Source organism: Chloroflexota bacterium (genome assembly GCA_015478725.1).
Classification (GTDB): Bacteria; Chloroflexota; Limnocylindria; order Limnocylindrales; family CSP1-4; genus C-114.
On sequence record JADMIG010000030.1, the window covers coordinates 1 to 23,670 of the forward strand.

General features: G+C 67.6%; 25 protein-coding genes. 16 read left to right on the top strand and 9 right to left on the bottom strand.

Annotated elements, in window-relative coordinates; genetic code table 11:
* The first annotated feature begins 299 nt into the window (after nucleotides 1–299).
* The 16 genes from IVW53_13185 (at nucleotide 300) to IVW53_13260 (ending at nucleotide 14,296) form a co-directional block, all read left to right on the top strand.
* The gene (locus tag IVW53_13185) at nucleotides 300–1,628 is read left to right on the top strand and encodes an extracellular solute-binding protein (protein ID MBF6606521.1); all 1,329 of its coding nucleotides are present in this window, start codon (nucleotides 300–302) and stop codon (nucleotides 1,626–1,628) included.
* 77 nt (nucleotides 1,629–1,705) lie between these two features.
* Complete coding sequence (locus IVW53_13190) at nucleotides 1,706–2,620, top strand: sugar ABC transporter permease (GenBank protein MBF6606522.1); 915 nt, start codon at nucleotides 1,706–1,708, stop codon at nucleotides 2,618–2,620.
* Entirely contained in the window at nucleotides 2,621–3,514 is an 894-nt protein-coding gene (locus IVW53_13195; protein ID MBF6606523.1) for a carbohydrate ABC transporter permease, read from the top strand.
* 151 nt (nucleotides 3,515–3,665) lie between these two features.
* Nucleotides 3,666–3,872: an AbrB/MazE/SpoVT family DNA-binding domain-containing protein gene (locus IVW53_13200; GenBank protein MBF6606524.1), complete on the top strand. Its 207-nt coding sequence runs from the start codon at nucleotides 3,666–3,668 to the stop codon at nucleotides 3,870–3,872.
* Nucleotides 3,863–4,279 carry a PIN domain-containing protein gene (locus IVW53_13205; GenBank protein ID MBF6606525.1) on the top strand — a complete coding sequence of 139 codons (417 nt, stop codon included), beginning with the start codon at nucleotides 3,863–3,865 and terminating at the stop codon, nucleotides 4,277–4,279. Before IVW53_13200 ends, IVW53_13205 begins: the two co-directional genes overlap by 10 nt.
* Before the next feature lie 177 nt (nucleotides 4,280–4,456).
* A complete protein-coding gene (locus IVW53_13210) occupies nucleotides 4,457–5,506 on the top strand; it encodes an LLM class flavin-dependent oxidoreductase (protein MBF6606526.1) in 1,050 nt (349 codons plus the stop codon).
* Nucleotides 5,507–5,509: 3 nt separating this feature from the next.
* On the top strand, nucleotides 5,510–6,511 hold the full coding sequence (locus IVW53_13215) for an aminopeptidase (GenBank protein MBF6606527.1): 1,002 nt from the start codon (nucleotides 5,510–5,512) through the stop codon (nucleotides 6,509–6,511).
* A complete protein-coding gene (locus tag IVW53_13220) occupies nucleotides 6,499–6,894 on the top strand; it encodes a cupin domain-containing protein (protein ID MBF6606528.1) in 396 nt (131 codons plus the stop codon). Before IVW53_13215 ends, IVW53_13220 begins: the two co-directional genes overlap by 13 nt.
* Entirely contained in the window at nucleotides 6,891–7,607 is a 717-nt protein-coding gene (locus IVW53_13225; protein MBF6606529.1) for a class II aldolase/adducin family protein, read from the top strand. Before IVW53_13220 ends, IVW53_13225 begins: the two co-directional genes overlap by 4 nt.
* A gap of 2 nt (nucleotides 7,608–7,609) precedes the next feature.
* Nucleotides 7,610–8,077 carry a (2Fe-2S)-binding protein gene (locus IVW53_13230; protein MBF6606530.1) on the top strand — a complete coding sequence of 156 codons (468 nt, stop codon included), beginning with the start codon at nucleotides 7,610–7,612 and terminating at the stop codon, nucleotides 8,075–8,077.
* Between the two features lie 56 nt (nucleotides 8,078–8,133).
* Nucleotides 8,134–10,374 (top strand): xanthine dehydrogenase family protein molybdopterin-binding subunit, encoded by a 2,241-nt coding sequence (locus IVW53_13235; GenBank protein ID MBF6606531.1) that lies wholly within the window; start codon nucleotides 8,134–8,136, stop codon nucleotides 10,372–10,374.
* Nucleotides 10,371–11,291, top strand: coding sequence for a 3-hydroxyacyl-CoA dehydrogenase family protein (locus IVW53_13240; GenBank protein ID MBF6606532.1), 921 nt, complete (start codon nucleotides 10,371–10,373; stop codon nucleotides 11,289–11,291). The genes IVW53_13235 and IVW53_13240 overlap by 4 nt, the downstream gene beginning before the upstream one ends.
* Nucleotides 11,292–11,330: 39 nt before the next feature.
* Nucleotides 11,331–12,077 (top strand): N-acyl homoserine lactonase family protein, encoded by a 747-nt coding sequence (locus IVW53_13245; GenBank protein MBF6606533.1) that lies wholly within the window; start codon nucleotides 11,331–11,333, stop codon nucleotides 12,075–12,077.
* A 43-nt stretch (nucleotides 12,078–12,120) separates the two neighbouring features.
* Nucleotides 12,121–12,855 (top strand): SDR family oxidoreductase, encoded by a 735-nt coding sequence (locus tag IVW53_13250; protein ID MBF6606534.1) that lies wholly within the window; start codon nucleotides 12,121–12,123, stop codon nucleotides 12,853–12,855.
* An 11-nt stretch (nucleotides 12,856–12,866) separates the two neighbouring features.
* Complete coding sequence (locus tag IVW53_13255) at nucleotides 12,867–13,268, top strand: VOC family protein (protein MBF6606535.1); 402 nt, start codon at nucleotides 12,867–12,869, stop codon at nucleotides 13,266–13,268.
* A complete protein-coding gene (locus IVW53_13260) occupies nucleotides 13,265–14,296 on the top strand; it encodes an alcohol dehydrogenase catalytic domain-containing protein (GenBank protein ID MBF6606536.1) in 1,032 nt (343 codons plus the stop codon). The genes IVW53_13255 and IVW53_13260 overlap by 4 nt, the downstream gene beginning before the upstream one ends.
* 11 nt (nucleotides 14,297–14,307) lie before the next feature.
* Here the strand turns inward: IVW53_13260 and IVW53_13265 are convergent, their stop codons facing one another.
* The 9 genes from IVW53_13265 to IVW53_13305 all read right to left on the bottom strand — a co-directional run bounded on the left by IVW53_13265 (nucleotide 14,308) and on the right by IVW53_13305 (nucleotide 23,607).
* Nucleotides 14,308–14,802 (bottom strand): hypothetical protein, encoded by a 495-nt coding sequence (locus IVW53_13265; protein ID MBF6606537.1) that lies wholly within the window; start codon nucleotides 14,800–14,802, stop codon nucleotides 14,308–14,310.
* Nucleotides 14,803–14,839: 37 nt separating this feature from the next.
* Nucleotides 14,840–15,802 (bottom strand): M20/M25/M40 family metallo-hydrolase, encoded by a 963-nt coding sequence (locus IVW53_13270; GenBank protein MBF6606538.1) that lies wholly within the window; start codon nucleotides 15,800–15,802, stop codon nucleotides 14,840–14,842.
* Nucleotides 15,803–16,052: 250 nt separating this feature from the next.
* Nucleotides 16,053–16,940, bottom strand: coding sequence for a xanthine dehydrogenase family protein subunit M (locus IVW53_13275; protein ID MBF6606539.1), 888 nt, complete (start codon nucleotides 16,938–16,940; stop codon nucleotides 16,053–16,055).
* Entirely contained in the window at nucleotides 16,937–18,148 is a 1,212-nt protein-coding gene (locus IVW53_13280; GenBank protein ID MBF6606540.1) for an alanine--glyoxylate aminotransferase family protein, read from the bottom strand. Before IVW53_13280 ends, IVW53_13275 begins: the two co-directional genes overlap by 4 nt.
* Nucleotides 18,132–18,746 carry an SRPBCC family protein gene (locus IVW53_13285; protein ID MBF6606541.1) on the bottom strand — a complete coding sequence of 205 codons (615 nt, stop codon included), beginning with the start codon at nucleotides 18,744–18,746 and terminating at the stop codon, nucleotides 18,132–18,134. Before IVW53_13285 ends, IVW53_13280 begins: the two co-directional genes overlap by 17 nt.
* 2 nt (nucleotides 18,747–18,748) lie before the next feature.
* Complete coding sequence (locus IVW53_13290) at nucleotides 18,749–19,684, bottom strand: ABC transporter permease (protein MBF6606542.1); 936 nt, start codon at nucleotides 19,682–19,684, stop codon at nucleotides 18,749–18,751.
* Entirely contained in the window at nucleotides 19,677–20,804 is a 1,128-nt protein-coding gene (locus IVW53_13295; protein ID MBF6606543.1) for an ABC transporter permease, read from the bottom strand. The genes IVW53_13290 and IVW53_13295 overlap by 8 nt, the downstream gene beginning before the upstream one ends.
* A complete protein-coding gene (locus tag IVW53_13300; protein ID MBF6606544.1) occupies nucleotides 20,801–22,282 on the bottom strand; it encodes an ABC transporter ATP-binding protein in 1,482 nt (493 codons plus the stop codon). Before IVW53_13300 ends, IVW53_13295 begins: the two co-directional genes overlap by 4 nt.
* A gap of 176 nt (nucleotides 22,283–22,458) precedes the next feature.
* Nucleotides 22,459–23,607, bottom strand: a complete 1,149-nt coding sequence (locus IVW53_13305) for a BMP family ABC transporter substrate-binding protein (protein ID MBF6606545.1) — start codon at nucleotides 23,605–23,607, stop codon at nucleotides 22,459–22,461.
* Nucleotides 23,608–23,670 lie beyond the last annotated feature (63 nt).

A 23,670-nucleotide genomic window follows, 5' to 3' on the forward strand; every position in this document is an offset into this window, starting at 1 on the left:
GCAGCCTATCTGACCCGGCACCGATTGTCTAGTCATATGTGATACAGAACACTAGCATCCACGTCCGAGTGGCACCCGGGCCATTCGATCTCTGCGTCCAACCGCATCCTGCGGCCGCCGGAGCCCATCCGGTCTGGGCGAGCGAGCCTCGTCGGTCCTGCTGGGAGGGGAACCGAGAGCGCCTCCACCGTGGCCGGAAGAGGAGGAGATCGGAGAGAACCAACGGTGCCCTGTCGTCGTACCCGTGCGCCTGTGGACCGCGATGCGCGGCCGGCGTCGGACCCCTGTGGAGGTGGTCGATGAATCGATCGCTCAAGGTTCTGTCCCTGTTCATGGCGAGCTCGCTCGTCCTCGCGGCCTGCAGTTCGAGTGCAACACCCGCTCCATCGGCGGCCGCCAGTGCGCCCGCGGCCAGCGTTCCGGCTGGTACCACCATCACGGTCACCTCGCTGTGGGGCGGCAGTGAGCAGGCTGCGTTCCAGAAGGTCCTTGATGCGTTCAAGGCCAAGACCGGCATCACCGCGGTCTACCAGGCGCAGCGCACCGACTATGCGACGGTGCTCCAGAGCAAGATCACCAGTGGCAGCCCGCCCGACGTCGCGATCATGCCGGGCCTCGGCTTCCTCCGCCAGTTCGCTCGCTCGGGCGGCATCAAGAAGATCAGCGATCTCGGGATCGACCCGGCGAGCCTCACTTCGATCTACCCGCCGGGCATCCTCGACCCGGGCATGGTCGACGGGAACCTCTACGGGATCATGGTCAAGTTCAACAGCAAGAGCACGATGTGGTATCGGCCGGACGTGTTCAGCACGGACGGCATCACCGTTCCCAAGACCTGGGACGATTTCAAGGCCGCCCTCAATGCCCTGCAGGCGAAGGGCATGCAGACGCCGCTCGCCCTCGGCGCCAAGGATTCCTGGACGCTGACCGACTGGTTCGAGGAGATCTACCTCCGCCAGGCCGGCCCCGACGCGTACAAGAAGCTCTTCAGCCCTGCCGGCGACTGGACCGATCCGACCGTCACCACGGCGATCAACTCGATGTTGGAAGTCCTCAACGACAAGTACGTGGTCGGCGGCATCAAGGGCGCCCTCGGCCAGGGCTTCACCGACGGCATCGCGGAAGTGTTCAGCACAAGCCCGAAGGCCGCCATCTACTACGAGGGTGGTTTCGTCGGGGGCATCGCGATGGGTCAGACCAACACCGCGCTCGTGCCTGGCACCACGATCGACTGGTTCGGTTTGCCGACCTTCGCGAATGGCCTGGGCTCCACGGCGGCCGAGATCGGCGGCGACGAGATCGCGGCGCTGACGACCAATCCGGGCGTCAAGGAGTTCATCCAGTACATGACCAGCGCTGACGCCGGGACGGTCTGGGCCTCGACGGGCGCGATCATCTCGCCGGTCAAGGCTGTCGCCTCCAGTGCCTACCCGACGGTTCTTGCCAAGAATGAGGCAGCCCAGGTGGCAGGCGCCTCGGCAGTCGTCTACGACGGCTCCGACACGCTGCCCGCAGCAGCGCCCGACATGGGCGCGATGCTCCAGAACGCCATCCAGGGACAGGCCCTCGCGGGCCTCCTGAGCACCTTCAACACCGGCGTCAAGGCCGCGTGGGCCAACGAGAAGTGATCGCGACCGCCTAGGCAACCCAGGGCGCGGACGAGCCGTCGGCTCGTCCGCGCCCGCGCTTTTGGGAGGGAACGCCAGTGGCCGCGAATCCTCATCCGAGCGCTGTTCGAAAAGGCGTCCGCGTCGAGGGGACCAGGCCGATCGTCCTGGCGGTCTTCCTTCTGCCGGCCGCCGTCCTGCTCGCGATCTTCATGGTCTACCCGGTGATCTACACGCTGCGGTTGAGCGTGGACCGCGGGCTCGGCGGGAATTTCACGAGGCTCGTCGGGCTGGACAACTACATCAGCCTGATCAATGACCCGACGTTCATCCAGGCGATCGTCAACAACCTCCTGTGGATCGTCTTCTACACGGGATTCGTCATCGGCCTGGGCCTCCTCATCGCCGTCCTGGCGATGCGCGTTCGCTACGAGACGATCATCAAGGCCATCGTCTTCCTCCCGATGGCCATCGCGGCCACGGCGCTGGCGGTCATCTGGGAGTTCGTCTATCAGCCCGATCCCAACATCGGTCTGCTCAACGCGATCATCGGCTTCGCCCATGGACCCGCCATCTCCTGGCTCGGTGACTCGAGCGTCGTCAACTGGGCCCTGATCGCGGTCGGGATCTGGGGCTCGACCGGCTTCGCGACGGTCATCCTGTCGGCCGCGCTCAAGGGCATCCCCACGGAGGTCCTGGAGGCCGCCCGGACGGACGGCGCGAATGAGTTCCAGATCTTCCTCCGGATCATCGTGCCGATGGTCAGCCTGCCGATCTCCGTCCTTGCCGTGACCCTCACGGTCAACGTCATCAAGCTCTTCGACATCCCCTACGTGATGACCCACGGCGGGCCGGGCACGTCGAGCCGGGTGATCGCATTCCAGATGTACATCCAGGGATTCCAGTCCGGTCAGTTCGGGCAGGCCGCGGCCGTCGCGGTGGTGATGCTGATCGTCATGATCCCGATCATGGCCTTCAACGTTCGCCGTTTCCGGACAGCTTCGGTGGTTTGAATGAGCGCCACCGCTGACGCGCGCCCTGCGGTTCGCGGATCCACCGACACCCTCAGCGCACGGATCGTCCGGAGTCTGGGCCGGGCGCCGGTCCACATCGCGCTGGCCGTCGTCGCCGTCATCTGGCTCGCGCCGACGATCGGCCTGCTGGTGACCTCATTCCGACCGCGGTCGGACATCCAGGCCAGCGGCTGGTGGGATGTCCTGTCGACCCTTCGCCTGACATTCATCAACTACCAGGACGTGCTCCAGGGGCAGGGCATGGGCGCTGCCTTCCTGAACAGCGTCATCATCTCCGTGCCGTCGACCCTGCTGCCGCTGACGCTCTGCTCACTGGCGGCCTACGGCTTCTCGTGGCTGAAATTCAGGTTCAAGGACTCGCTGTTCCTGATCGTCGTGGCGCTCATGATGGTGCCGGTCCAGGTCGGCTTCATTCCCTTGCTCACGCTCTTTCGGCCCTTCCATCTCACCCAGGGTTTCGTCGGGGTCTGGCTGGCGCACACGGCCTTCGCCCTGCCGTTCGGCATCTTCCTGCTGCGGAACTTCTTCATCACCTTGCCCAGGGACCTGATCGAGGCCGCCAGGATCGACGGCTCCTCGGACTTCGGGATCTTCCGCACGATCGTGGTGCCGCTGTCGATCCCGGCGATCGCGGCGTATGGGATCTTCCAGTTCCTGTGGGTCTGGAACGATCTCCTCATGTCGCTCGTGTTCGTGTCCAACAACGCGAACTACCCGATGACGATCCAGATGACGACCCTGCTCGGCACGTACGGGACGGAATGGAACCTGCTCGCCGCAGGCGCGTTCCTGCTCATGGGAGTGCCGCTCATCGTCTTCTTCAGCCTGCAGCGCTACTTCGTCCAGGGCCTCCTCGCCGGCTCGGTGAAGTAACCCCCGGCGATCCGCTCGAGCGAAGATCCAGGGACTCCGCGACCAGCCTGCTGGATTCGGCGAGCGCCGCCTTGCGCGGCGCCCGAGGTGCGCGTAGTCTTTACTCATGGAGCACCGAGTAAAGCTACCGCGCCGCCGCGGATACACCCGCGTGAGCGCCAAGCACCAGGTGACGATCCCGATCGACGCCCTCGCTCAGGCCGGGCTTCATGCCGGTGATCGTCTGCGGGCCGAGGTCCGCGGGCCCGGTGAGGTCGTCCTCGTGCGGGAGATCGATCCGCTCACCCGGTTCGCCGGTGCCCTGACGGACGTCTACCCACCCGGCGAGCTCGACGAGCTGCGGCGCGAGTGGCCCTGACCGTCCTCGACGCCGGGGTCGTCATCGCCATCCTCGACGCCCGCGACGTCCATCACGAGGCGGCGGTGGCGGCGGTGACCAGCGCGATCGAGCGGGGCGACGATCTCGTGCTGCCGGCCTCGGCCTGCGCGGAGGTCCTCGTCGCGCCATATCGCCGCGGCTCCGTGGCGGTCGAGACGGTGGACGCATTCGTCGACGCTCTCCCGGCCACCGTCGAGCCAGCGACGCGGATCGTCGCCGCCCGGGCGGCCGAACTGCGCGCCCGGCACGGCAGCCGGCTGCGGCTGCCGGACGCCCTCGTCGTGGCGACCGCGATGGCCCTCGGCGCCGATCGCGTCATCACGACCGACGGACGGTGGCCGCGCCTGCCCGTTCGCGTGGAGGTCCTCCAGCCGGGGGCTGGCTGATCCTCGCGTCGACGAGGGTCAGCCGCGGTGCCCGGGGTCGCCGCGCCTGCTCAAGCGTCTCCGGCTGACGTTTGGGTACCGGCGCTGTTACTATCATCGTGTTGACAGTCAACATGGACTCATCGGCCGATTCTCGGCGCCGCCGAGGACGCAGATGACCGATTTCGGGAGTCGTGCGTGACGGAGCCGAGGTCGCCCGCGTTCGGAGTCAACCTCAACAATCGCGAGCCCCTGATCGCGCCGGATTACGGAATCGCGGAGCTGCTCGACCTGAGCGAGGTCGTCGAGGGCCTCGGATTCGACTCGGCTTGGGTCGGTGACAGCCTCTTCTCGAAGCCGCGCTACGAAGCGATCTCCCTCTTGTCTGCAATTTCCCAACGGACGAAGCGCGTCAAGCTCGGGACGGCCTGCCTGGTCACTTCCCCCCGGAACCCGCTCTACCTCGCGATGGAGTGGGCGACACTCGATGTCTTGGCCCGCGGCCGGACGATCTTCGGCTGCTGCGCGGGCAACCCCGAGGTCGGCGTGCGCCGAGAGTTCGAAGCGCTCGGGCTGGACTTCGATCGGCGGTTCGCGATCTTCGAGGAGGGGCTCGAGGTCCTGCGTGCGCTGTGGACCGACGGGAAAGTCAGCCACCACGGCGAGCAGTACACGTATGAGGATGTCGGGTTCTACTCGGGCACTGAGATGGGCCCGCTGATGCCGATCCAGAAACCGCCCCCGTTCTGGATCGTGTCGAACCCTCGGCTCGTAACCGACGCCTCGGACGAGAAGATGGTCCGCACCATGAAGAACGCGTGCCGTCGGATCCTCAAGTACGGTGAAGGCTGGATGACCTGCTGCCGGGCGCAGCATCCGGAGGAGCTGATCGAGCAGCTCGGCTACCTGCGAGAAGTCGCCACCGAAACCGGGGATGATGCCGGTCGGCTCGTCGTCTCCTACCAGGTGACGTTGAACATCGGCGACTCCGAGGAGGAGGCACGATCCGCCTTCGGGGAGTACATCTCAAAGTACTACCCGGAGCTCAGCAAGGCCATGAACCTCTCGAACTGGGGGCCGGTGGGGACGCCCGAGCAGATCATCGGCTGGTTCCGGACGTTCGCGATCGCGGGCGTCGACCATTTTGTCTGCCGCTTCGGCTCGCTCGACCAGTTCGGGCAGGTGGAGCGGTTCGCTCGCGACGTGCTGCCGGCGCTCCGGTCGGACGTCCGGATCGAAGTGAGGTAGGTCATGGGAACCGAAAGCAAGATGCGGCAGCACGCCGAGCTGATCGTGGATACGTGCTTCACCGTCGAGAAGGGGGACGTCGTCACGATCATCACGGACGACAAGCACGCCCACATGGCCAAGATGGTCGCCGATGTCGCCGCCGAGCGCGGCGCCTCGCCAGTGGTCATGAACAATGAAGCGCAGGTCTCGCGAGCGTTGGCCGACACACTGTTCCCGATGGCGCCTCCGAAGAACCTCCACGACGCGATGCTGGCGGCTGATGAGATCATCATCATGACCAACCTGGAGTGGGCAAACCGCTTTGCCCACGTCTCGGCGGTCAAGGAATCCTGCGCCAACAACGTGAAGATCGCCTCCGTCGAGCCGGGCATGGGTGAGTGGGATCTCGGCCTGGAGGACATCCTTGCCTCGACGGACCGCGCAGTGGCCGCCATCGCGAAGCTCAAGGGCGTGAAGGAATGCCGCGTCTGGTCCCCCACCGGGACCGACGTGACGGTCTCCATCGAGGAGCGACCCGCGCTCCAGGTCACCCCGATCCGCCAGCGCGGCTGGATGATGGGTCCCCTGCCACTCTGGGCGGAGGTCGCTTACGCCGCGGTCGAGACGAAGACGAACGGCGTCATCGCCATCGACGGGAACATGCTGGGCATCGGCGTGGACGTCGTGAGCAGCCCGATCTACTGGCATGTCAAGGACGGCAAATGCATCGGCATCGAGGGCGGTGAGGACGCAAAGCGCCTGGCCAAGGTCATCGAGGGCGTCCCGAACGTCGAGATCGTCGCCGAGTTCGCCTTCGGGACGAGCGACAAGTCGCCGCTCGGCAGCCCTTCCGAGAAGGGCCGCATCGGCAACGTCCACTTCGCCCTCGGCGACAACAAGAATGCATACCCTGGGGGCCAGAACTCGTGTTTGCTGCACCTCGACGGCGTCATCCGGAACGCCACGCTCGAGATCGTGGACACGGGCGGCTTCATCCTCAGGGACGGCAGATGGGACGTCTGATCGGGGTGCAAGTCGTCCTCCTGGAGGACGTTCCGCCGATCGAGCTGCCGGGCGGTAGCTGGAGCCGGATCCTGCTGACCGACGAACGCGTCGGCTCATCCAGCGCCCTCGGGCTCTCGAGCTTCGCCGCGGGCACCTCGACCGCGATGCTCTCACATGCGACGGAGGAGCTCGCCTATGTCCTTACGGGCCAGGGTGAGCTCCGCCTCGACGAAGGCACGATCGCCTACGGCGCCGGTTCGGCCCTGTTCATTCCGGCAGGCGTCTGGCACGCGGTGGCCAACACGGGGGACGAACCAGTGACGATGGTCTTCGCCTTCCCGCACCCGGATTACCCACCGACCGACCGTCGCCCTGCGGGTACGCCCGAGTCCGCCCGATGAACCATGACGACCTTCGTGAGCGAGTCGCCACGGCCTGTCGGGTGATCGCACTCGAGGGCTACGTGGACCTGACCCTGGGGCACGTCAGCGCGAGGGAGCTCGGCGACCGCACGATTTGGATCAAGCGCAAGGGCGTCGCGCTCGATGAGGTCGAGCCGTCTGACGTGATCGCCCTTGACATCGACGACCCTACCGCCCTCGAGAGCGCCGACTACCACCTCGAGTCGGTCATGCACACGGAGGTCTACCGAGCGCGACCAGATGTCGGCTCCGTCATCCACGGGCACCCGGTTTACGGGACCGCGCTGGGCTCCACCGATGGCCAGCTCCAGCTACTCACCCACGACGCCGTCCTCTTCGCTGATGGGATCGGCGACTACGACGACGGCCCTGCCCTGATCGTGAACCGGGACCAGGGCCGACGCGTCGCGATGGCACTGGGATCTCGGCGAGCCGCGCTCCTGCGCAACCACGGCGTGGTCATCGCCGGCGAGGACGTCCGGTGGGCTGTGCTGGCCGCGGTCACCCTGGAGCGAGCGATCCGATTCCAGGCCATCGCAGCGACGCTGGGACGGCCGCGGCCGATCCCGCAGGATGGCGCCGAGCGCCTGGGTCCGCAGAAGTATCAGGACGGGTTCCTGGACGAGTACTGGGCCGCTTGGGTCCGCCGGGTCCACGGACGAGATGTCCGGGAGCGCGCGGAGGTGGGTTGACCATGCGGATCGCACTCGAACTCAACGGCGCGCAGACCTCCATGGACATCGAGCCGCAGGAGTTCCTGCTCGACGTGCTCCGGGACGACCTGAGCCTCACCGGCGCCAAGCGATCGTGCGATACGCAGGTGTGCGGCTCATGCACCGTCCTGGTCGACGGCGCGCCGGTCAGTGCCTGCTCGTACCTGGCGGCCGAGACCGATGAGCGAGTGGTGACGACGATCGAGGGCTTCCGCGACACTCCAGCATTCGAGCCGATCGCCGCGGCGTTCACCCGTCAAGCCGCCCTCCAGTGCGGCTTCTGTACGCCGGGCATGGTCCTCACCATCCACGCACTGCTCGAGGACGGCGAACTGACAGACGAGGCGTCCATCCGCCGCGGCCTGGCCGGTAACCTCTGTCGCTGTACGGGCTACCGGGCCATCCTCGACGCGGTGAGCGAAGTGGTCGCGGCGCGGATGGCTCGATGACCACGATCGCCGCACGAGTTGCTCGAGCGCGTAGTGCGCCCCAGGTGGGGCGATCCATGGCGCGTTCCGATGCCGCGGAGAAGCTGCGCGGCGACGCACGGTATGTGGGCGATATGGTCGTCCCGCGGATGCTCCACGGCAAGGTGCTGCGGAGTCCCTACGCTCACGCCCGGATCGTCTCGATCGACAGATCGGCGGCTGATGCCATGCCGGGCGTCGTCGCGATCCTGACCGGGGCAGACCTGCTCGACATCGACCCCTACTTTGGCCACGCGATCAAGGACCGCCCTATCGTCGCCATCGACGTGGTCCGATTCGCCGGCGAGCCGGTGGCCGCCGTGGCCGCGACGGACGAGGCCACGGCCGAAGCCGCCGCCCGCGCGATCGTGGTCGAGTACGACGAGCTGCCCATCGTCGGCACGATCGAGGAGGCGCTGGCGCCCGGCGCGACGCTCGTCCACGACCAGCCGTTGCGCCCGGGCGCCTTCCACGGCCTCGGAACACTGGCCGAACGTGACGGCAACATCTGCTACCGCTATACGATCGACCGTGGCGACGTGGACGCGGTGTTTGCGGCCGCGGACATCGTCGTCGAGGACGACTACGTCTTCCCCGGCGTCTATCAATACGCCATGGAGACACACAGCGTCGTGGCCCAGGTGGACAGCGACGGAATCACGATCTGGGCCACGTGCCAGCACCCGTTTCTGGTCCGGGCCGAGATCGCCGCCCTGTTCGATGTCCCGCTCGGGCGCGTCCGGGTCATCGTCCCGTACCTTGGGGGCGGCTTCGGCAGCAAGTCCTACACGAAGATGGAGCCGATCACCGTGGCGCTTGCGCGCAAGGCGGGACGCCCGGTTCGGATCGTGAACCGGGTGGACGAATCGATGGTGACCACGCGGCGGCACAACATGACGGCGCGAGTGCGCACGGCTGCGACGAGCGATGGCTGCCTCCTTGCCCGCGATGTCAAGGCCTGGTTCGACACGGGCGCCTACGCCGACAACGGACCCCGGGTGACCGCGACAGGCGGAGACGCCGCGCCAGGCCCGTACCGCTGGTCCGCGATCCGCGTCGACGCCGCCTGCGTGTACACGAATACGGCGCCGTCCGGTTCCTATCGCGCGTTCGGTGCCTCGCACCTGCAGTGGGCCGGCGAACTCCAGGTGGATGAAGTGGCGCGTCGCGCCGGCATCGACTCGATCGAGATCCGACGGCGCAATCTGCTGCGGCCGGGTGAGCTGGTTCGGCCGGGTGGCAAACCTCTCGACGCCGACCTGGTGGGCGATCTCGAGAAGGTTGCCGAGGCGCTCGGCTGGTCAGGCGAGAAGGATCCAGACACGGGCCGAGGCGTCTCGGTGGGGCTGCTCGCCGCAGGGGCCCACCCCGTCTCGAGCGCCGTCGTGCGCATGGAGGCCGATGGCGGGGCAGTCGTCCTCGTCGGCTCGACCGAAGTCGGCCAGGGCCAGCGGACCGCCTTTGCGCAGATCGCCGGCGAAGTCCTCGCCATGCCGGCCGAGCGGATCACCTGCCAGGGCACTGACACACGATTCACCCCGTACGACCGCTCGACCGGCGCAAGCCGCTCGACGACGCTCGCCGGACTCGCCGTCCAGCGTGCGGCAGACGCCATCCGGGTGGACCTGCTCGACATCGCTGCGACGGTCTGGCCCGGGGATCCCGGAGCCATCGAACTCCGCGACGGTGCCGCATGGCACGGCGATGAATCCCGGACCTATCCCGAACTCATCGCAAAACGCTTCGGCCTGAGTGGCGGGCAACTCATCGGGGAGGGCGGGGTCCATCCCGAGGGTACGGGTTCCTACGCCGAGGGTCCGGTGTTCTGGGAGGTCTGCATCGGTGCCGCGGAGGTCCACGTGGACCGCGAGACCGGGCAGGTCATCGTGCACCGGACCGCCACCGTGGCCGACGTGGGACGGGCGATCAATCCCCAACTGGTCGAGCGCCAGGACGAGGGCGCGACGATGCAGGGCATCGGTAACGCCATGTTTGAAGAGATGGTCTACGTGGACGGCCAACTGCTCAACGACAACCTGCTCGAGTACCGCATCCCGACGATCGAGGACTTGCCGATGCATTCCTCCTGCGTGATCGTCGAGAACGAGGACGGCCCCGGTCCCTTCGGGGCCAAGGGCTGCGGCGAGGGAGCGTTGGCCGGGATCATCGGGGCGATCGCGACGGCCGTGGCCGACGCTGGCGTGCCGATGACTGAACTTCCGTTCACCCCAGAGCGCGTGTGGCGAAGGATCCAGGAACTGAAGGAGGAACCGTCATGAGCACCTACGAGCGGGTCGCGATCATGGGCACCGGGACGATGGGACCCGGGATGGGCGCGGTCCTTGCCCGAGCCGGCATGGAGGTCGCCCTCTACGACATCAGCGTCGAAGCACTCGAGCGGGCGAAGGCCACCTACGACATGGCCTGGGGCGTCCTGGATCGGCTCGAGACGCCGACGGTGGACGGTGGTTCCGTGCGCTACGCGACCGACCTCGCCGACGCCCTGGGCGGCGCTGAATTCGTCATGGAGGCGGTCCCGGAGAAACTGGAGCTCAAGCAGCAGGTCTTCGCCGAGTACGAGCTCCACGTGGGGCCGGACGTCATCCTCGCGTCGAACACCTCCGGCATCCCCGTGACCAAGATCGCCGCGAAGCTCGAGCACCCAGAGCGGGTGATCGGGATGCACTGGTCCAATCCGCCGCACCTCATCCCGATGATCGAGATCATCCCTGGCGAAAAGACAAATGAGGCGGCTCGCGCCGGCGCCGCGGCGATCGTTCAGGACGTCGGCTACTTCCCGTGCCTGCTCAAGAAGGAAGTCCCAGGGTTCGTCGAGAACCGAGTCCTCTACGCGATCATGCGCGAGTGCCTGGCGCTCGTGGACGAGGGCGTCATCGGCCGCGAGGAGCTCGATCTGAACGTCAAGTGGGGCATCGGGTACAAGCTGGCGGTCATCCCGCCCATGCAGCTGCTCGACATGGCCGGCCTGGACATCTACTCCAGTGTCGCCAGCTACCTCAACCCGGACCTTTCGAATGCGTCCGAGGTCTCCTCGACGATCCGTGACCTCACCACGCAGGGCCGTCTCGGCATCAAGACCAAGGGCGGCATCTTCGACTACACCGACGAGCAGGTCGGGCAGCTGCGCGCGCAGCGTGCGATGAAGCTGGTGGCCGTTCGCAAGGCGCTTGGATAGCGAGCTGCCCGCGACGTCCGGGACTGGAGGAGGCTACAGGTGAAGATCTACCTACTCGACCTCGGCTCACTCGTCATCGACCGCTCGGAGGTGCTCTGGCACATCGATGTGGGCACCGAGGTCAGGTTCCCGGTCTACGGCGTCTATGTGGACCATCCCGAGGGGAAGTTCATCTTCGACACGGGCTACGACCTGGAGCACGTGAAGCGGATCCTGCCGTTCGAACTCCCCGAACAGGCGACTGCCCAGACGCTGCCGGAGCAGCTCAAGCGATGCGGGACGACACCCGAGGAGATCGACTACGTCATCAACTCGCATCTCCACTTCGACCATGTCGGCGGCAACCGCTTCCTGAAGAACGCGACCACGCTCGTGAGCAAGTGGGAGCTTCGGTCGTGCAAGGTGCCCGAGCCGTTCGAGCGCCTGGGGTACTCCGACCTCAGCTTCGACCTCCCGGGCATGAAGTACGAGTTCATCGAGGGTGACGTCGAATTGGCCAAGGGCCTCTCGCTCTTCCAGACCGTGGGTCACACGATCGGCCACTACTCGATGCTTGCGGAGCTCGAAGGCCGTCGTCCGATGCTGTTCGCCGGGGACGCCGCCTACACGAACGAGACGCTCGAGCGGATGATCATCGGGGGCTTCCACCTCGACCCGAGTGACTCGATCGCCGCACTCAAGCGGATCAAGGCGATAGCCAAGAAGCACGATGCCGAGATCTTCGTCTCCCACGACATGGAGCCCTGGCTCACGTGGAAGCACGCGCCCGAGTATTACGGAACCTGAGACCCACCTGTCTGGTCGATCGACACGAGAAGCGAGGTACCCCATGAAGCTCAAGGATCGCGTCGCGATCGTCACCGGGGGCGCACAGGGCATCGGTCGGGCGATCGCGCAGAGACTCGCGGCCGACGGCGCGACAGTCGTGATCGCGGATCTCAATGGGGACGGAGCGGAAGTAGCCGCGGCGGCGATCCCGGGCGCCGTAGCTCTGCGGGCCGACGTCTCAAGCCAGGCGGACGTCACCCGGATAGTCGATGACACCATCCGCCGGTTCGGCAAGCTCGACATCCTCGTCAACAACGCCGCCATCGTGCCGTTCACGCCATGGGACGACATCGACTTTGCGGAGTGGCGCCGGATCATGGCGGTCAACCTGGACGGGGTATTCCTCACCTCCCGGGCCGCCTCCGATGCCATGCGCAAGCAGGCCTACGGGCGGATCGTCAACCTCGCCTCGAACACGGTCGTAGCCGGGACGCCCAACATGGCCGCCTACGTGGCGGCAAAAGGCGGCGTCTTCGGGTTCACTCGCGCGCTGGCGACGGAACTCGGCAAGTACGGGATCACGGTGAACTCGGTCGCGCCCGGCCTGACGGACACGGAAGGCGTGCAGGCGAGCCCGCACGCCGGCGCCTTCGCCTTCGTCCAGTCGCTCCAGGCAATCCCGCGCCGCGGTCTGCCTGACGATATCGCCCCGGTCGTCGCGTTCCTGGCATCCGAGGAGGCCCGCTGGATCACCGGCCAGATGATCGTCGTCGATGGCGGACACACGCGTCACTGAGGAGAGCGAGATTGGCCGACATCCAGGTCCAGCGCGTCGGGACCATCCTTGCGGTGGCCGACGTCGAGCGATCCGTCGCCTTCTACAGGGGCAAGCTCGGGTTCGCCGTTGAGGCCACCTACACCGATCCCCCATATGCGACCCTGACCCTCAACGGGGTCAGGCTCTCGCTCGCGGAGCAGGGACACGCAGCGACGGACCTGCACGGCGTCCTCATGACGGCGCTCCAGGACCGCTCGAAGATGCCGGTCGTCCTCGTCCTCGAGGTCGCCGACGCCCGGGCCGTCCACCACGCGCTCGCCGCGGACGGAGCGACGTTCCTCGCGGAACCGTACGAACCGCCGTGGGGCGGCTGTCGATTCTTCGTCGTCGATCCTGACGGGTACCTCGTGGAAGTCGAGCAGCCGACATGAAGGCTGTCGTGCTCCTCGGTCCGGGTGACCTCCAGATCCGCGAGGTGCCGGACCCGCGCATCAGCGCCCCCGGCGACGCGATCGTTCGCGTCACCACCGCGGCGATCTGCGGGGCGGACCTGTTCCCATTCCACGGGCATGTGCCCGGCTTCGAGGTAGGCACCATCCTTGGCCACGAGTTCGTGGGCGTGGTGGAGGAGGTCGGACCCGAGGTGACCGGGGTGGCGCCCGGCGACCGGGTCGTCTCGACGAGCACCATCTCATGCGGGCGGTGCGGGCAGTGTCGGGCGGGCCGGCCGTCGCAATGCGCCGGGCGCGCGTTGTTCGGCTACTCGGGGGTCTACCCCCAGCTCCACGGCGGGCAGGCAGAGCGTGTCCGGGTGCCTGTAGCGGATCGCTGCCTGCGGGTGCTCCCGGCCGGCGTGACGGACGAGGCCGGGGTGTTCGTCGCGGACATGCTACCCACGGGCTACAGCGCGGTGCGGCGCGCCGATCTGACCCTGGGTGATGTCGCGGTCGTAGTCGGCTGTGGGACGGTGGGGCTGATGGCGATCCTGTTCGCGCGGCGCCTCGCGCGGGTCGTGATCGCGGTCGACGGGATCGCGGGACGGCGCATGCTGGCAGCCAGGTTCGGAGCGCAGGCGGTCGCACCGGACGCGGCCTGTGACGCGATCGATGCGGCGACCGATGGGCTGGGAGCGGACGGCGTCATCGAGGCGGCGGGGACAGCAGGCGCGCTCACCGCAGCCATCACCATGGCGCGCGGCCGCGGCACGATCTCGGTCGTGGGCGCGCACTTCGAGCCCGACTACCCTCTGGACAACGGGCGCATGTTCGAGCGGGAGCTGACGCTGCGGGTCACGTGGGGCGATGCCTTCAACGACCGAGAGCGGATTCTGGGGCTGCTGTCAGCGGACGAGCTGGACCCCACCCCGGTGATCACGCACCGCTTCCCACTTGCCGAAGCGGCGGAGGCCTACCGGGTGTTCGACGCCCGCGACGCGGTCAAAGTGCTCCTCACGCCGTAGACGACCGCGCGTCAGACGCAGCGGCGCCTCGCGAGCGAGCCAGCCAGACCGGCCGCGACGGCAAGCGCGAGGCTGATTACGGCCACGCCCACGACGCCCGCCACCAGCAGCGAGGAGGCCCCCAGCTCAAGGGCGCCACGATCGGGGACGCCGCCCCAATGTCCGCCGACGTCCGAGAACAGCCGGACGGTCGTCGGGCCCGGGATTCCCAGCAGCTCGAAGATCACGGTGGCACGTTGGCCGTTCTGGCCGGGATCTGCGGCTGGACCTGGTTCCACATGGGCGGCAAGGATCAAGGGATGGAACGGCGCCAGACCTCGTTCCAGCGCCGCGGTCACCGTCTCGTCACAGGCCTGACCGGCGACGCCACCGGCCGCGCACGTGATCCGGAGGGGCTGGGCGACCGACGCGCTCACGGCCAAGATCGCTGTGAGCAGGACGACCGCGAGCAGTGCCGACAGCGGCCGCCGGTGCGACCGTCGACCGATCAGCCGGGCGGCTGTCACGGTCGTCGACTCGGCATCGGAGGCACGGCCCCCATCGTCAGCGTGGCTCGACGAGCCGTTGAGCGGTGAGGGCAAGCACTTCGGCCACATCCAACGCCGCGGTGACGCCGTCCTCCGACGCGAACTGGCTGGCGCCTTCCGCCAGGTGGAAGGCCCACCCGCCTGGCCGCCCGAGTCCCACCAGCGCCCCGGGAACGCGGCGGGTGACGGCACCGAAATCCGTGGCGAACGGGAGCGGCATCGGCGGCTCCACGTACTCGCGACCTGCGGCCCGGTGCCCGTCTCTCACCGCTTCGCGGACCGCCGGGTCCGGGGCGATCCCCGGCACCGGCACGCCGCGCTCCCATGCCGCGGGAACGGCCGCGCGCAGCCTGGAAGCGAGCTCCTCGATGCCCGCCTCGTCCGGCGCCCACAGCAGGAAGCGTGCCCGCGCGACCATCCCGGTGCCCTCTTCGACATCGCCGTCCAGATCAAGGGATTCAAGCATCACCTGGGCCGCCGGGAACGAGGAAGCCGCGGCCACGGCTGCGGTCACGGCTGCGAGCACCGCCTGGGGTGAGTCGTTGGTCAGCGTGCGGGTGCCGATGACGAGCGCCGTGTCGCGGCGCATCCAGGAGGACGCGGCCCACGCAGTGTCCAGAAACTCGGGATGGGCATACAGCGCGGCCTCGATGCCGTCCCAGGAGCCCGCGGCGGCCGTCAGCGCCTTGCCGCCGCCTCGTGCGACGGTCCCCGGTGCATGGATCTCATCGGCCGGGCAGCCCATGACCACGACACTCCCCGCCAGCTGGTCGCGGTGTGCGGCGAGCGCGGCGACGGCGCCGACGACACCTGCCGCGATCGGCCCGTGGCCGCATGAGTGGGTCGGCTCGAAGCTACCCGGCCCCCGGACTGCCGGAACTGCGTCATAGACCGCCACCAGGCCAACCGTCCGGCCCGGCAGGCCGCCCTTCAACGTGGCCCGGAATGCGGTTGCCATGCCCGCGATCCCGAGCTCCACGGTCAGGCCAATGCGACTCAGGACCGCTCCGAGGTACGCCGCGCAGGAGTGCTCCGCGTGCGCGAGCTCGGGATGAGCGTGGATGAAACCGATCGTCTCGCGGATCAATGGCTCCCGCGCCGCGACCGCCGCCCGGATCTGCGCGTCCAGCGACCCCACGCTCACGCCGCGGTTCCGGCGTTCGGTCCGGTCATGCCGCGGTTCCGGCGTCGGGGTGCCATCGTTGGCGCTGCGTCCCCGTCCGCGCGGTTCACGCTGCCGTCGCTCGGAGCCGGGCCGCGTCCGCAGCTTCCCGAACGCATCTGCCGACCAGCACGCGCACCAGGTCACGCTTGTAGGTGGCGGATCCGTTGGCATCGGTCATAGGGTCGGCAGCTTCGGCGGCAGCACGACCGGCAGCCTCCAGGACACTGGGCGGGAGATCCGCGGCGGGCGTCCCGGAGAGCAGCGATTCCGCGTCTCCGGCCCGGACCGGCATGACGCCCACCGAGCCCACGGCGATCCGCGTCTCGACCAGGAGCCCGTCGCGCACGCGCGCGAGACAACTGATCGTTGCCGCGGGACGCTCATGGAACGCGAAACGAAGATGTGCCATCGCCGCGTCCCCTTGCAGCGGCGGAACCTCGATGGCCACCAACAGCTCTGTCGGCTGGAGCGCCGTCTCGTAGGATCCGCGCACGAACTCGGTGACGGGCACCCTCCGCCGTTCATCGCCCAGCCCCAAGACAAGTCGAGCTCCCGCGGCGACGAGGAACGTGGCCGGGTCGGAGTGGGGGTCCGCGAATGCCAGGTTGCCACCCAGCGTACCGGTGCTCCGTACTCGCACGTTGGCCACACGTCGCTCCATCGAGACCAGGGCGGGCCAACCGGCCGCGATGAGCGGCGAGCGCTCAATGGCGCGATGCGTGACGGCCCCCCCGATGCGCAGCCACCCATCGACCACGCCGATGCCGGCCAGCTCGCCGATGGGCTTGACGTCGACGAGGTGCCCGTAGGCTGCGAAACCGAGCTTCATGAGGAGCAGGAGCTCGGTCCCCCCCGCGTAGATGACCGCGTCATCGCCAAGCTCGGCGAGCAGCCCGGTGGCCTCTTCCACCGAGCGCGCCGGATGCAGCGCGAATGGTGCCAGTGTGGTCACGATGCGGCGCCGACGACCTTGAGGGCCCCGGCATCCGCGGGATCGGAGCCACTCTCAGACAATGAGGCGAGCGCAGCCTCGAGACCCGCGCCGAGTTCCAGCGGCACGCCCATGTCGAGCAGGCTTCGACCCAGCGCGGCCAGCCCCGCGACGACGAACATGGGCCGCGCGGTGGCCCCCATGTGACCGATGCGCACAAGGTTCCCGGCGCGCTGGCCGGCGGACAGCTGGACGCGATAGCGGGATCGGACGTGATCGCGGACCGCGATGTCGGTCAGTCCGTCAGGGACCGCGATCGCAGTCGCGCAGGCCGCGGCGATCTCCTCGGATGCTGCCCAGGTGCGCAACCCCATGCCTCGCACGCCGGCACGGCACGCAGCCGCGATCCGCGCGTGGCGCGCTTGAGATGCGTCCAGTCCTTCGGCAAGCAGCAGGTCGGCGGCCTTGCTCACGCCATTGAGGTCGGACACCGACGGCGTGAACGGGAATCGTCCCTGGCCATGCCACTGCTCGCGCCAGTCGAGGACCGACAGGAACGATCCTCGTGGCGCTGCCGGGTTGGCGTCGATCATCGCCCATGCGCGCTCGTTGATCGCCAGGAGCGACATCCCGGGCGGACCACCCAGGCACTTCTGGGGTCCGGCCACGACCAGGTCCAGCTGCCATTCCTCCGGGCAGAGCTCGATGCCTCCGAACGTGGAGACCGCATCCACGATCGTGACCGCGCCATGCGCCCGGGCGATCGGGCCGATCTCGCGCACCGGGTTGACGGTTGCCGACGGCGTATCACAGTGGACGACGGAAACCATCCGGATCTCGGGGTGCACATCGAGGTACGCGTCCACGGCAGCAGGGTCGATCGACTGGTCGTACGGGACCTCGATCTCATGCAGGTCCGCGCCGATCGCCTCGAGCCAGTAGCCAAAACCCTTGCCGAACACCCCCGAAACGAGGTTCAGGCAGGACATGCCGGGTCGGACAACGGCGCGCGCCGCGGCCTCGAGCCCGAGCACGGCCTCGCCCTGCATCAGGATGATCTCGTGGCTCGACGTCCGAAACAGCCGGGCGATCTTTTCCTCCGTCTCAGCGAAGCGCGCCAGGAACACTGGGTCGTAGTGGTACAGGATGGGCGAGCCCATCGCGGCGAGGACCTCACTGGCGACATCGTTAGGGCCGGCGCTCAGGGTCAGATCAGCGCGTTCCATCATCGGTTCCCTTCATGGAGGGCTCGGTGTCGTCCGACCTGTGTCCCACCAGGCGGCGGACCGACGCGCCCACCTTGGAGGTCATCACGGAGGCCACCAGGGAGAGTCCCGAGACCGGATCGACGGTTGGCAGATCGTCGGGGTCGGCACCGTCCGGCGCCGCCAGACGGATCTCGATGCAGACGGCAGCGTCCTTCACGAGGCGTCGGCCGACGTCGGCGATGACGCCCTGGCCCATCTGGGCAGCGCGACCCTTGATCTCCAGATCCGTCGTCATCCGAACCCGCGAACCGCTCCCAGCGGGCAGGACCTGCATCGTTGTCCTGACCTTGGCCGTGTCGGAGCCTCCGGAGGCGCGGCCTTCGCCCACGATCACGGCCGTTCGCGCTACCGGGTCCTGCTCGGCGATCCGGACGCGGCCGTCATATATGAACCTCATCGGGCCGACCTTGACGACGACCCGGCCCGGGTGGAAACCCTCGGCATCGGGCTCCCCGATGGCGGCGCCGGGCACGCACGGGGCAACGCGACGGAGGTCGAGCAGCAGCTCGTACGCGCGGTCCGGCAGCGTGGCGATGGTGAATTCGTCCTCAAGGTGCATGGCTATCGACTCCCACGCAGGTATGGCAGACCGAGGGCGGCGGGAAGCTTCGCATCACGGGCAAACACGATGAGGATGACGATGACCGAGACGAACGGCAGCATGTTCACCACATCCACCGGGATGTCGATACCCACGACCTGCAGGGCGGTGGTGAGCGACAGGGACATTCCGAAGAGGAACGATCCGATGAGCGCCCACCACGGCCGGCCACGGCCGAGCATGGCGACGACGATCGCGATGAATCCCATGCCGTTCGTCACGAACGGCACGAATGTCCCCGCGCCGACGATCGAGAGGTATGCGCCGCCTATTCCGGCGAGCGCCCCGCAGGTGAGCTCGGCTCCCGAGCGGACCGCGACGACGCTGACCCCGGCCGCATCGAGCGAGCCAGGCCGTTCGCCGGCCGACCGGAGCTCGAGACCGATCGTGGTTCGGCGAAGGAACCATGAGGTCAGGAGCACGAGGCCGAATGCGAGGTAGACCGGCAGCGGCTGGCTGAAGAGGCTTCCGCCGAGGATCGGGATCGAATGGAGCACCGGGATGGCGAACCCTGCGACCGCGTCGAGGCGCGGGTACGACTGGCCGAACATCGTCCCGTGGAGGAGGCTCGTCGCGCCCTCGGCGGACAGCGTTATCGCGATGCCGACGATGATCTGGTCGAGGCCCAGCCGAACACAGAAGATGACCATGACGAGCGCAACGAGGAGGCCGGCGAGTCCGCCGACGGCGAGCCCGACCCAGATGTTGCCGGTCCCCAGGGCGGCGAGGAACCCGACGAACGCGCCCGTCAGCATCATCCCCTCGAGGCCGACGTTGAGCAGCCCCGACCGCTCCGCGATCGTCTCGCCAAGGCTCGCGAAGAGCAGCGGGATGCCGGCCAGCAGCCCACCGGCGACGAGCGCTGTCAGGAACGTCGGGTCGAGGAGCTCAGACATCGGGCGCACCGCGCTGCCGGTGCCTTGGCAGGATCGTCTCGCCGCGCGCGCGCTTGTCGCTGAGGTACTGCGTCGCGACCATGAAGATGAGCACCAGGCCGATGACGAGGAGCAGGAAGTCGCTTGGCAGGTCAGCCTGTCGGGTCGCGAATTCGCCGCCGATCGAGAGGACTCCAAAGAACGCCGCGAACGGAACGACTGCGATCGCGTTGAGTCGCGCGAGGAAGACGAGGGGGATCACCTTCAGCCCGTACGCCGGGTTCCAGTCGGCCCGCATGTAGCCAAAGATCCCGAGGATGTCGACGGCCGCCGCGAGGCCGATCAGGGCACCGCTCGCGGCAAACGCCACCACGATCACCCGAGGCACGTTCACCCCAAGGTGCGCCGCCGCGCGCGGGTTTGCACCAAGCACGTCGAGACGCGTCCCGAAGGACGTCCGGGAAAGCACGAGGTAGACGATGCCGACTGCCACCAGGGCGATGATGACGCCGATGTGAATCCGGGTGCCCGGGATCACCGGCAGGAGCAGGTCGGTCGGGACGATCGCGGTCTGAGGGACGGTCGAAGAGCCCTTGAACGGCCCTTTCACGAGCAGGTTCGCCGCCCCGATCCCGATGAATGTCATCATCAGGGTCGTGATGATCTCGTTCATCCCGTAGTGCGCCTTGAGCAGCGCCGGGATGAGGGTCCACGACGCGCCGATCGTCATCGCGATGACACACAGCAGGGCCCACCCGAGCGGAGCCGGCAGGGCGCCCATGATGGCGGGCCCGGTCCCAGCCACCATCGCGGCGGCGAGCAGGAACTGCCCGTCCGAGCCCAGGTTCCAGAGGTTCGCCCGGAACACGATGATGAGCCCCCCGGCGATGAGGAGGACCGGGGCCATCCGCGTGATCGTGTCCTGCAGGCCAGACGGACGAAGCAGACCGGCCTCGATGATGTCGCCGTAGAAGGAGAGCGGGTCCCGTCCGATGGCCAACAGGATGAGTCCGCAGGCGAACAGCGCCAGGGCGATCGGCCCGACCGATCGGAGTGTCGCGTCTGCCGCACCGGCGAGTCGGCTCGGCGCGAGAGACTCGGTGCTGGTCTCTGTCAGCGGCACCGCAGGAGGAGCGCTCATGCGGCCTTTGCTCCCACGATGAGCTCACCGATGCGCACCTCGGCGCCCGGCCCGTTCTCGACGATCCCGGCGATCCGGCCCTCGAAGAGGACCGCCACGCGATCCGAGAGGTCGACCAGCTCATCCAGGTCGGTCGAGATCACGATGGCCGCGCCGCCCCGAGCGGCAAGACGACGGATCCGCTCGCGAACCATCGCTGTCGTCCGGATGTCCAGTCCGTGCGTGGGCTTGTTGAAGACGACGACCTTCGGTTCGAAGGAGAGCTCGCGCGCGAGAAGCGCCTTCTGGATGTTGCCGCCGGACAGCTTGCCGATGCGCGTCTCCTCGGATCGGGTCCTGATGTCGAATTGCGCGATGAGTTCCCGGGCGGTCACATTGATCGCGACGCGGTCGATCATCCCCCTTCGCCAGAAGGGTGGGTCACCGATCCGCTTGAGGACGAGGTTCAGGCCGAGCGCGTACGACAGGACGACCCCCTCACCCAGCCGATCGTCAGTGACATAGCGAAGCCCGAGTCGCTGGCGGGCAGACACCGCCAACCTGTTGATCGGTGCGCCTGCCAGCCGGATCACGCCGCCTACCGACCGAACCTGGCCGGAGATGACGTTGGCGAGCGCCCGCTGGCCGTTGCCGTCCACGCCACCGATCCCGAGGATCTCTCCAGCGCGCACCGACAGGGTCACGCCGCTGATGCCATGCTGCCCGCGCTCCCCCGCGGCAGAGACGTCAGTGAGCTCCAGGAGCAGCTCGTCCGTGAGGTGCCGGCCGGTGCGCTGCCGTCGCAGATCCTCGCGGAGCTCCGCGATGTCCGCGACGGAAGCGGCCTCCTCCCCGAACATCGTCGCGACGATCAGCCGCTGGAGCTCGTGCGGCGATGACCCGGCGAGGACGTCCGGGCCGACCGTCCCGACGACGCGACCCTGCTTGAGGACGATCACCCGGTCGCCGATGGCGATGGCCTCATGGAGCTTGTGAGTGATGAAGATGATCGCCATGCCGGTGGTCTTGAGCTGGACGAGGACCTTCTGGAGCTCGGCGATTCCCTGAGGCGTCAGCATCGACGTCGGCTCGTCGAGGATCAGGACCCGCGATCCCTTCCAGAGCGCCTTCATGATCTCGACGTGCTGCTGCTGTCCGAGCGCGAGCGATCCTGTCATCGCATCGGGATCGACGGTGATGCCGAGGGTTCCCGCAAGGTCACGCAGCCTGACACGTGCGGACCGCTCGTTAAGAACGAGGCCCGGATTGGATCCGAGCATCAGGTTCTCGAGGACGGATAACGTCGGGATCAGGCTCAGGTGCTGGTAGACCATGCCGATCCCAAGGTCCCGTCCGTGCCGGGGTGAATCGATCGTGACATCACGACCGTCGACCCGGATGTGGCCACTGTCTGGTCGATACAGGCCGGACAGGATGCTCATCAGCGTCGACTTGCCGGCGCCGTTCTCGCCAAGGAGACAGAGCACCTCGCCAGGCATCGCGGCAAGGCTGATCCGATCGTTCGCGATGACGCCTGGGAATGTCTTCGTGATCCCGATGAGCTCGACCGCGGGGGTGGCCCCCGCGGTCGAGTGGGCCGACGTGACCGGCGGCAGGTCAACCACAAAGCATCTGACGATGCAGGCTTTGTGCGTCGCGGCCGCCGGTCACGTGACTACTTGCCCGAGATGAGCTTGTCGACGTCCACCTGCTTGGGCGTGAGCGGCACCGTGATGCTGCCGCTCTTGATGCCCGCAAGCGCCGCCTGGACTGCCGCCCATGCGTCCGCCGAGACGTTGGGCGTCTGGAGCAGGGAGATGCCACCGTTCGCGACATCAAGCGTGTAGCCATGGTTCCCGAACGTGCCTGCGTTGATGTCCGCGATGGCCTGTTCGAAGATTCCCGTGAAATTCCACAGGACCGACGAGAGGAGCACGCCCTTTGGATCGACCGTCGTCTTGTCGCCGATCACGTCGATGAACCAGACCTTGGTCGCGCCGGCCGGGGGCGTCGCGGTCTCGACCGCTTGAAGCATGCCGAAGGAGGCGCCATCGCCCATGCCGAAGATGATGTCAGCGCCACCGGAGATCAGCGTCGCGGTGACTCGCTTGCCGCCCGCAGCGTCGGCATAGCCCGCCTGGCCGATCTGAGCCTGCAAGAACTTGATGCTCGGATTGACGGACCTGGCACCGGCGACGAATCCTCCGGCCTGCTTGTGCCAGTTGGTGTCGTCCGCGGAGATCACGATGCCCAGGGTGCCTGTCTTCGTCGTCTTCGCCGCGAGGACACCCGCCAGGTACGCGCCTTGCTGGCTGTTCGTCTCGATGTCGGCCACGAGTCCTGGTTTGTTGGCGGTCGGATCGTCGTAGATGACGACCGGCACCTTGTTCGCCACCGCGAACTGTGGGGCGGCGGTGTTGTAGCCACTTGCCTGGGCGATGATGAACTGCGCGCCACCATCCGCGAGCTGCCGGAGGATCGGGCCCGGGTCGTTATACCCGGAGCCGTCAGCGACCTGGATCTTCGCGCCGATCGCCGCCGCGGCCGCCTTCGCGCCATCGACTCCCTGCTGATTCCAGCCGAAGTCGTTGGCCTTCTCCGGAGAGATGACCGCCATGTTCTGGATCTTGTTCGCCACGCTCGGGGCCGCGGACGGCGACCCACTCGGCGCTCCACTCAGCGCGACAGATGCGGCGACTGAGGCCGCGGTGCTCGGACTGGGGCTCGGGCTCGCGGCGGCCGAGCAGGCTCCCACGATGATCGAGAGTAGCCCCACGGTCGCGGCCCAAGTCGACAACTTGGAGTGGGTCGGTCGCCTACGCATTGCGCTCCTCCTCGTTCGGTTGATTAACTCGGATCCGACCTACGACGCAGGTCGGACGATCTA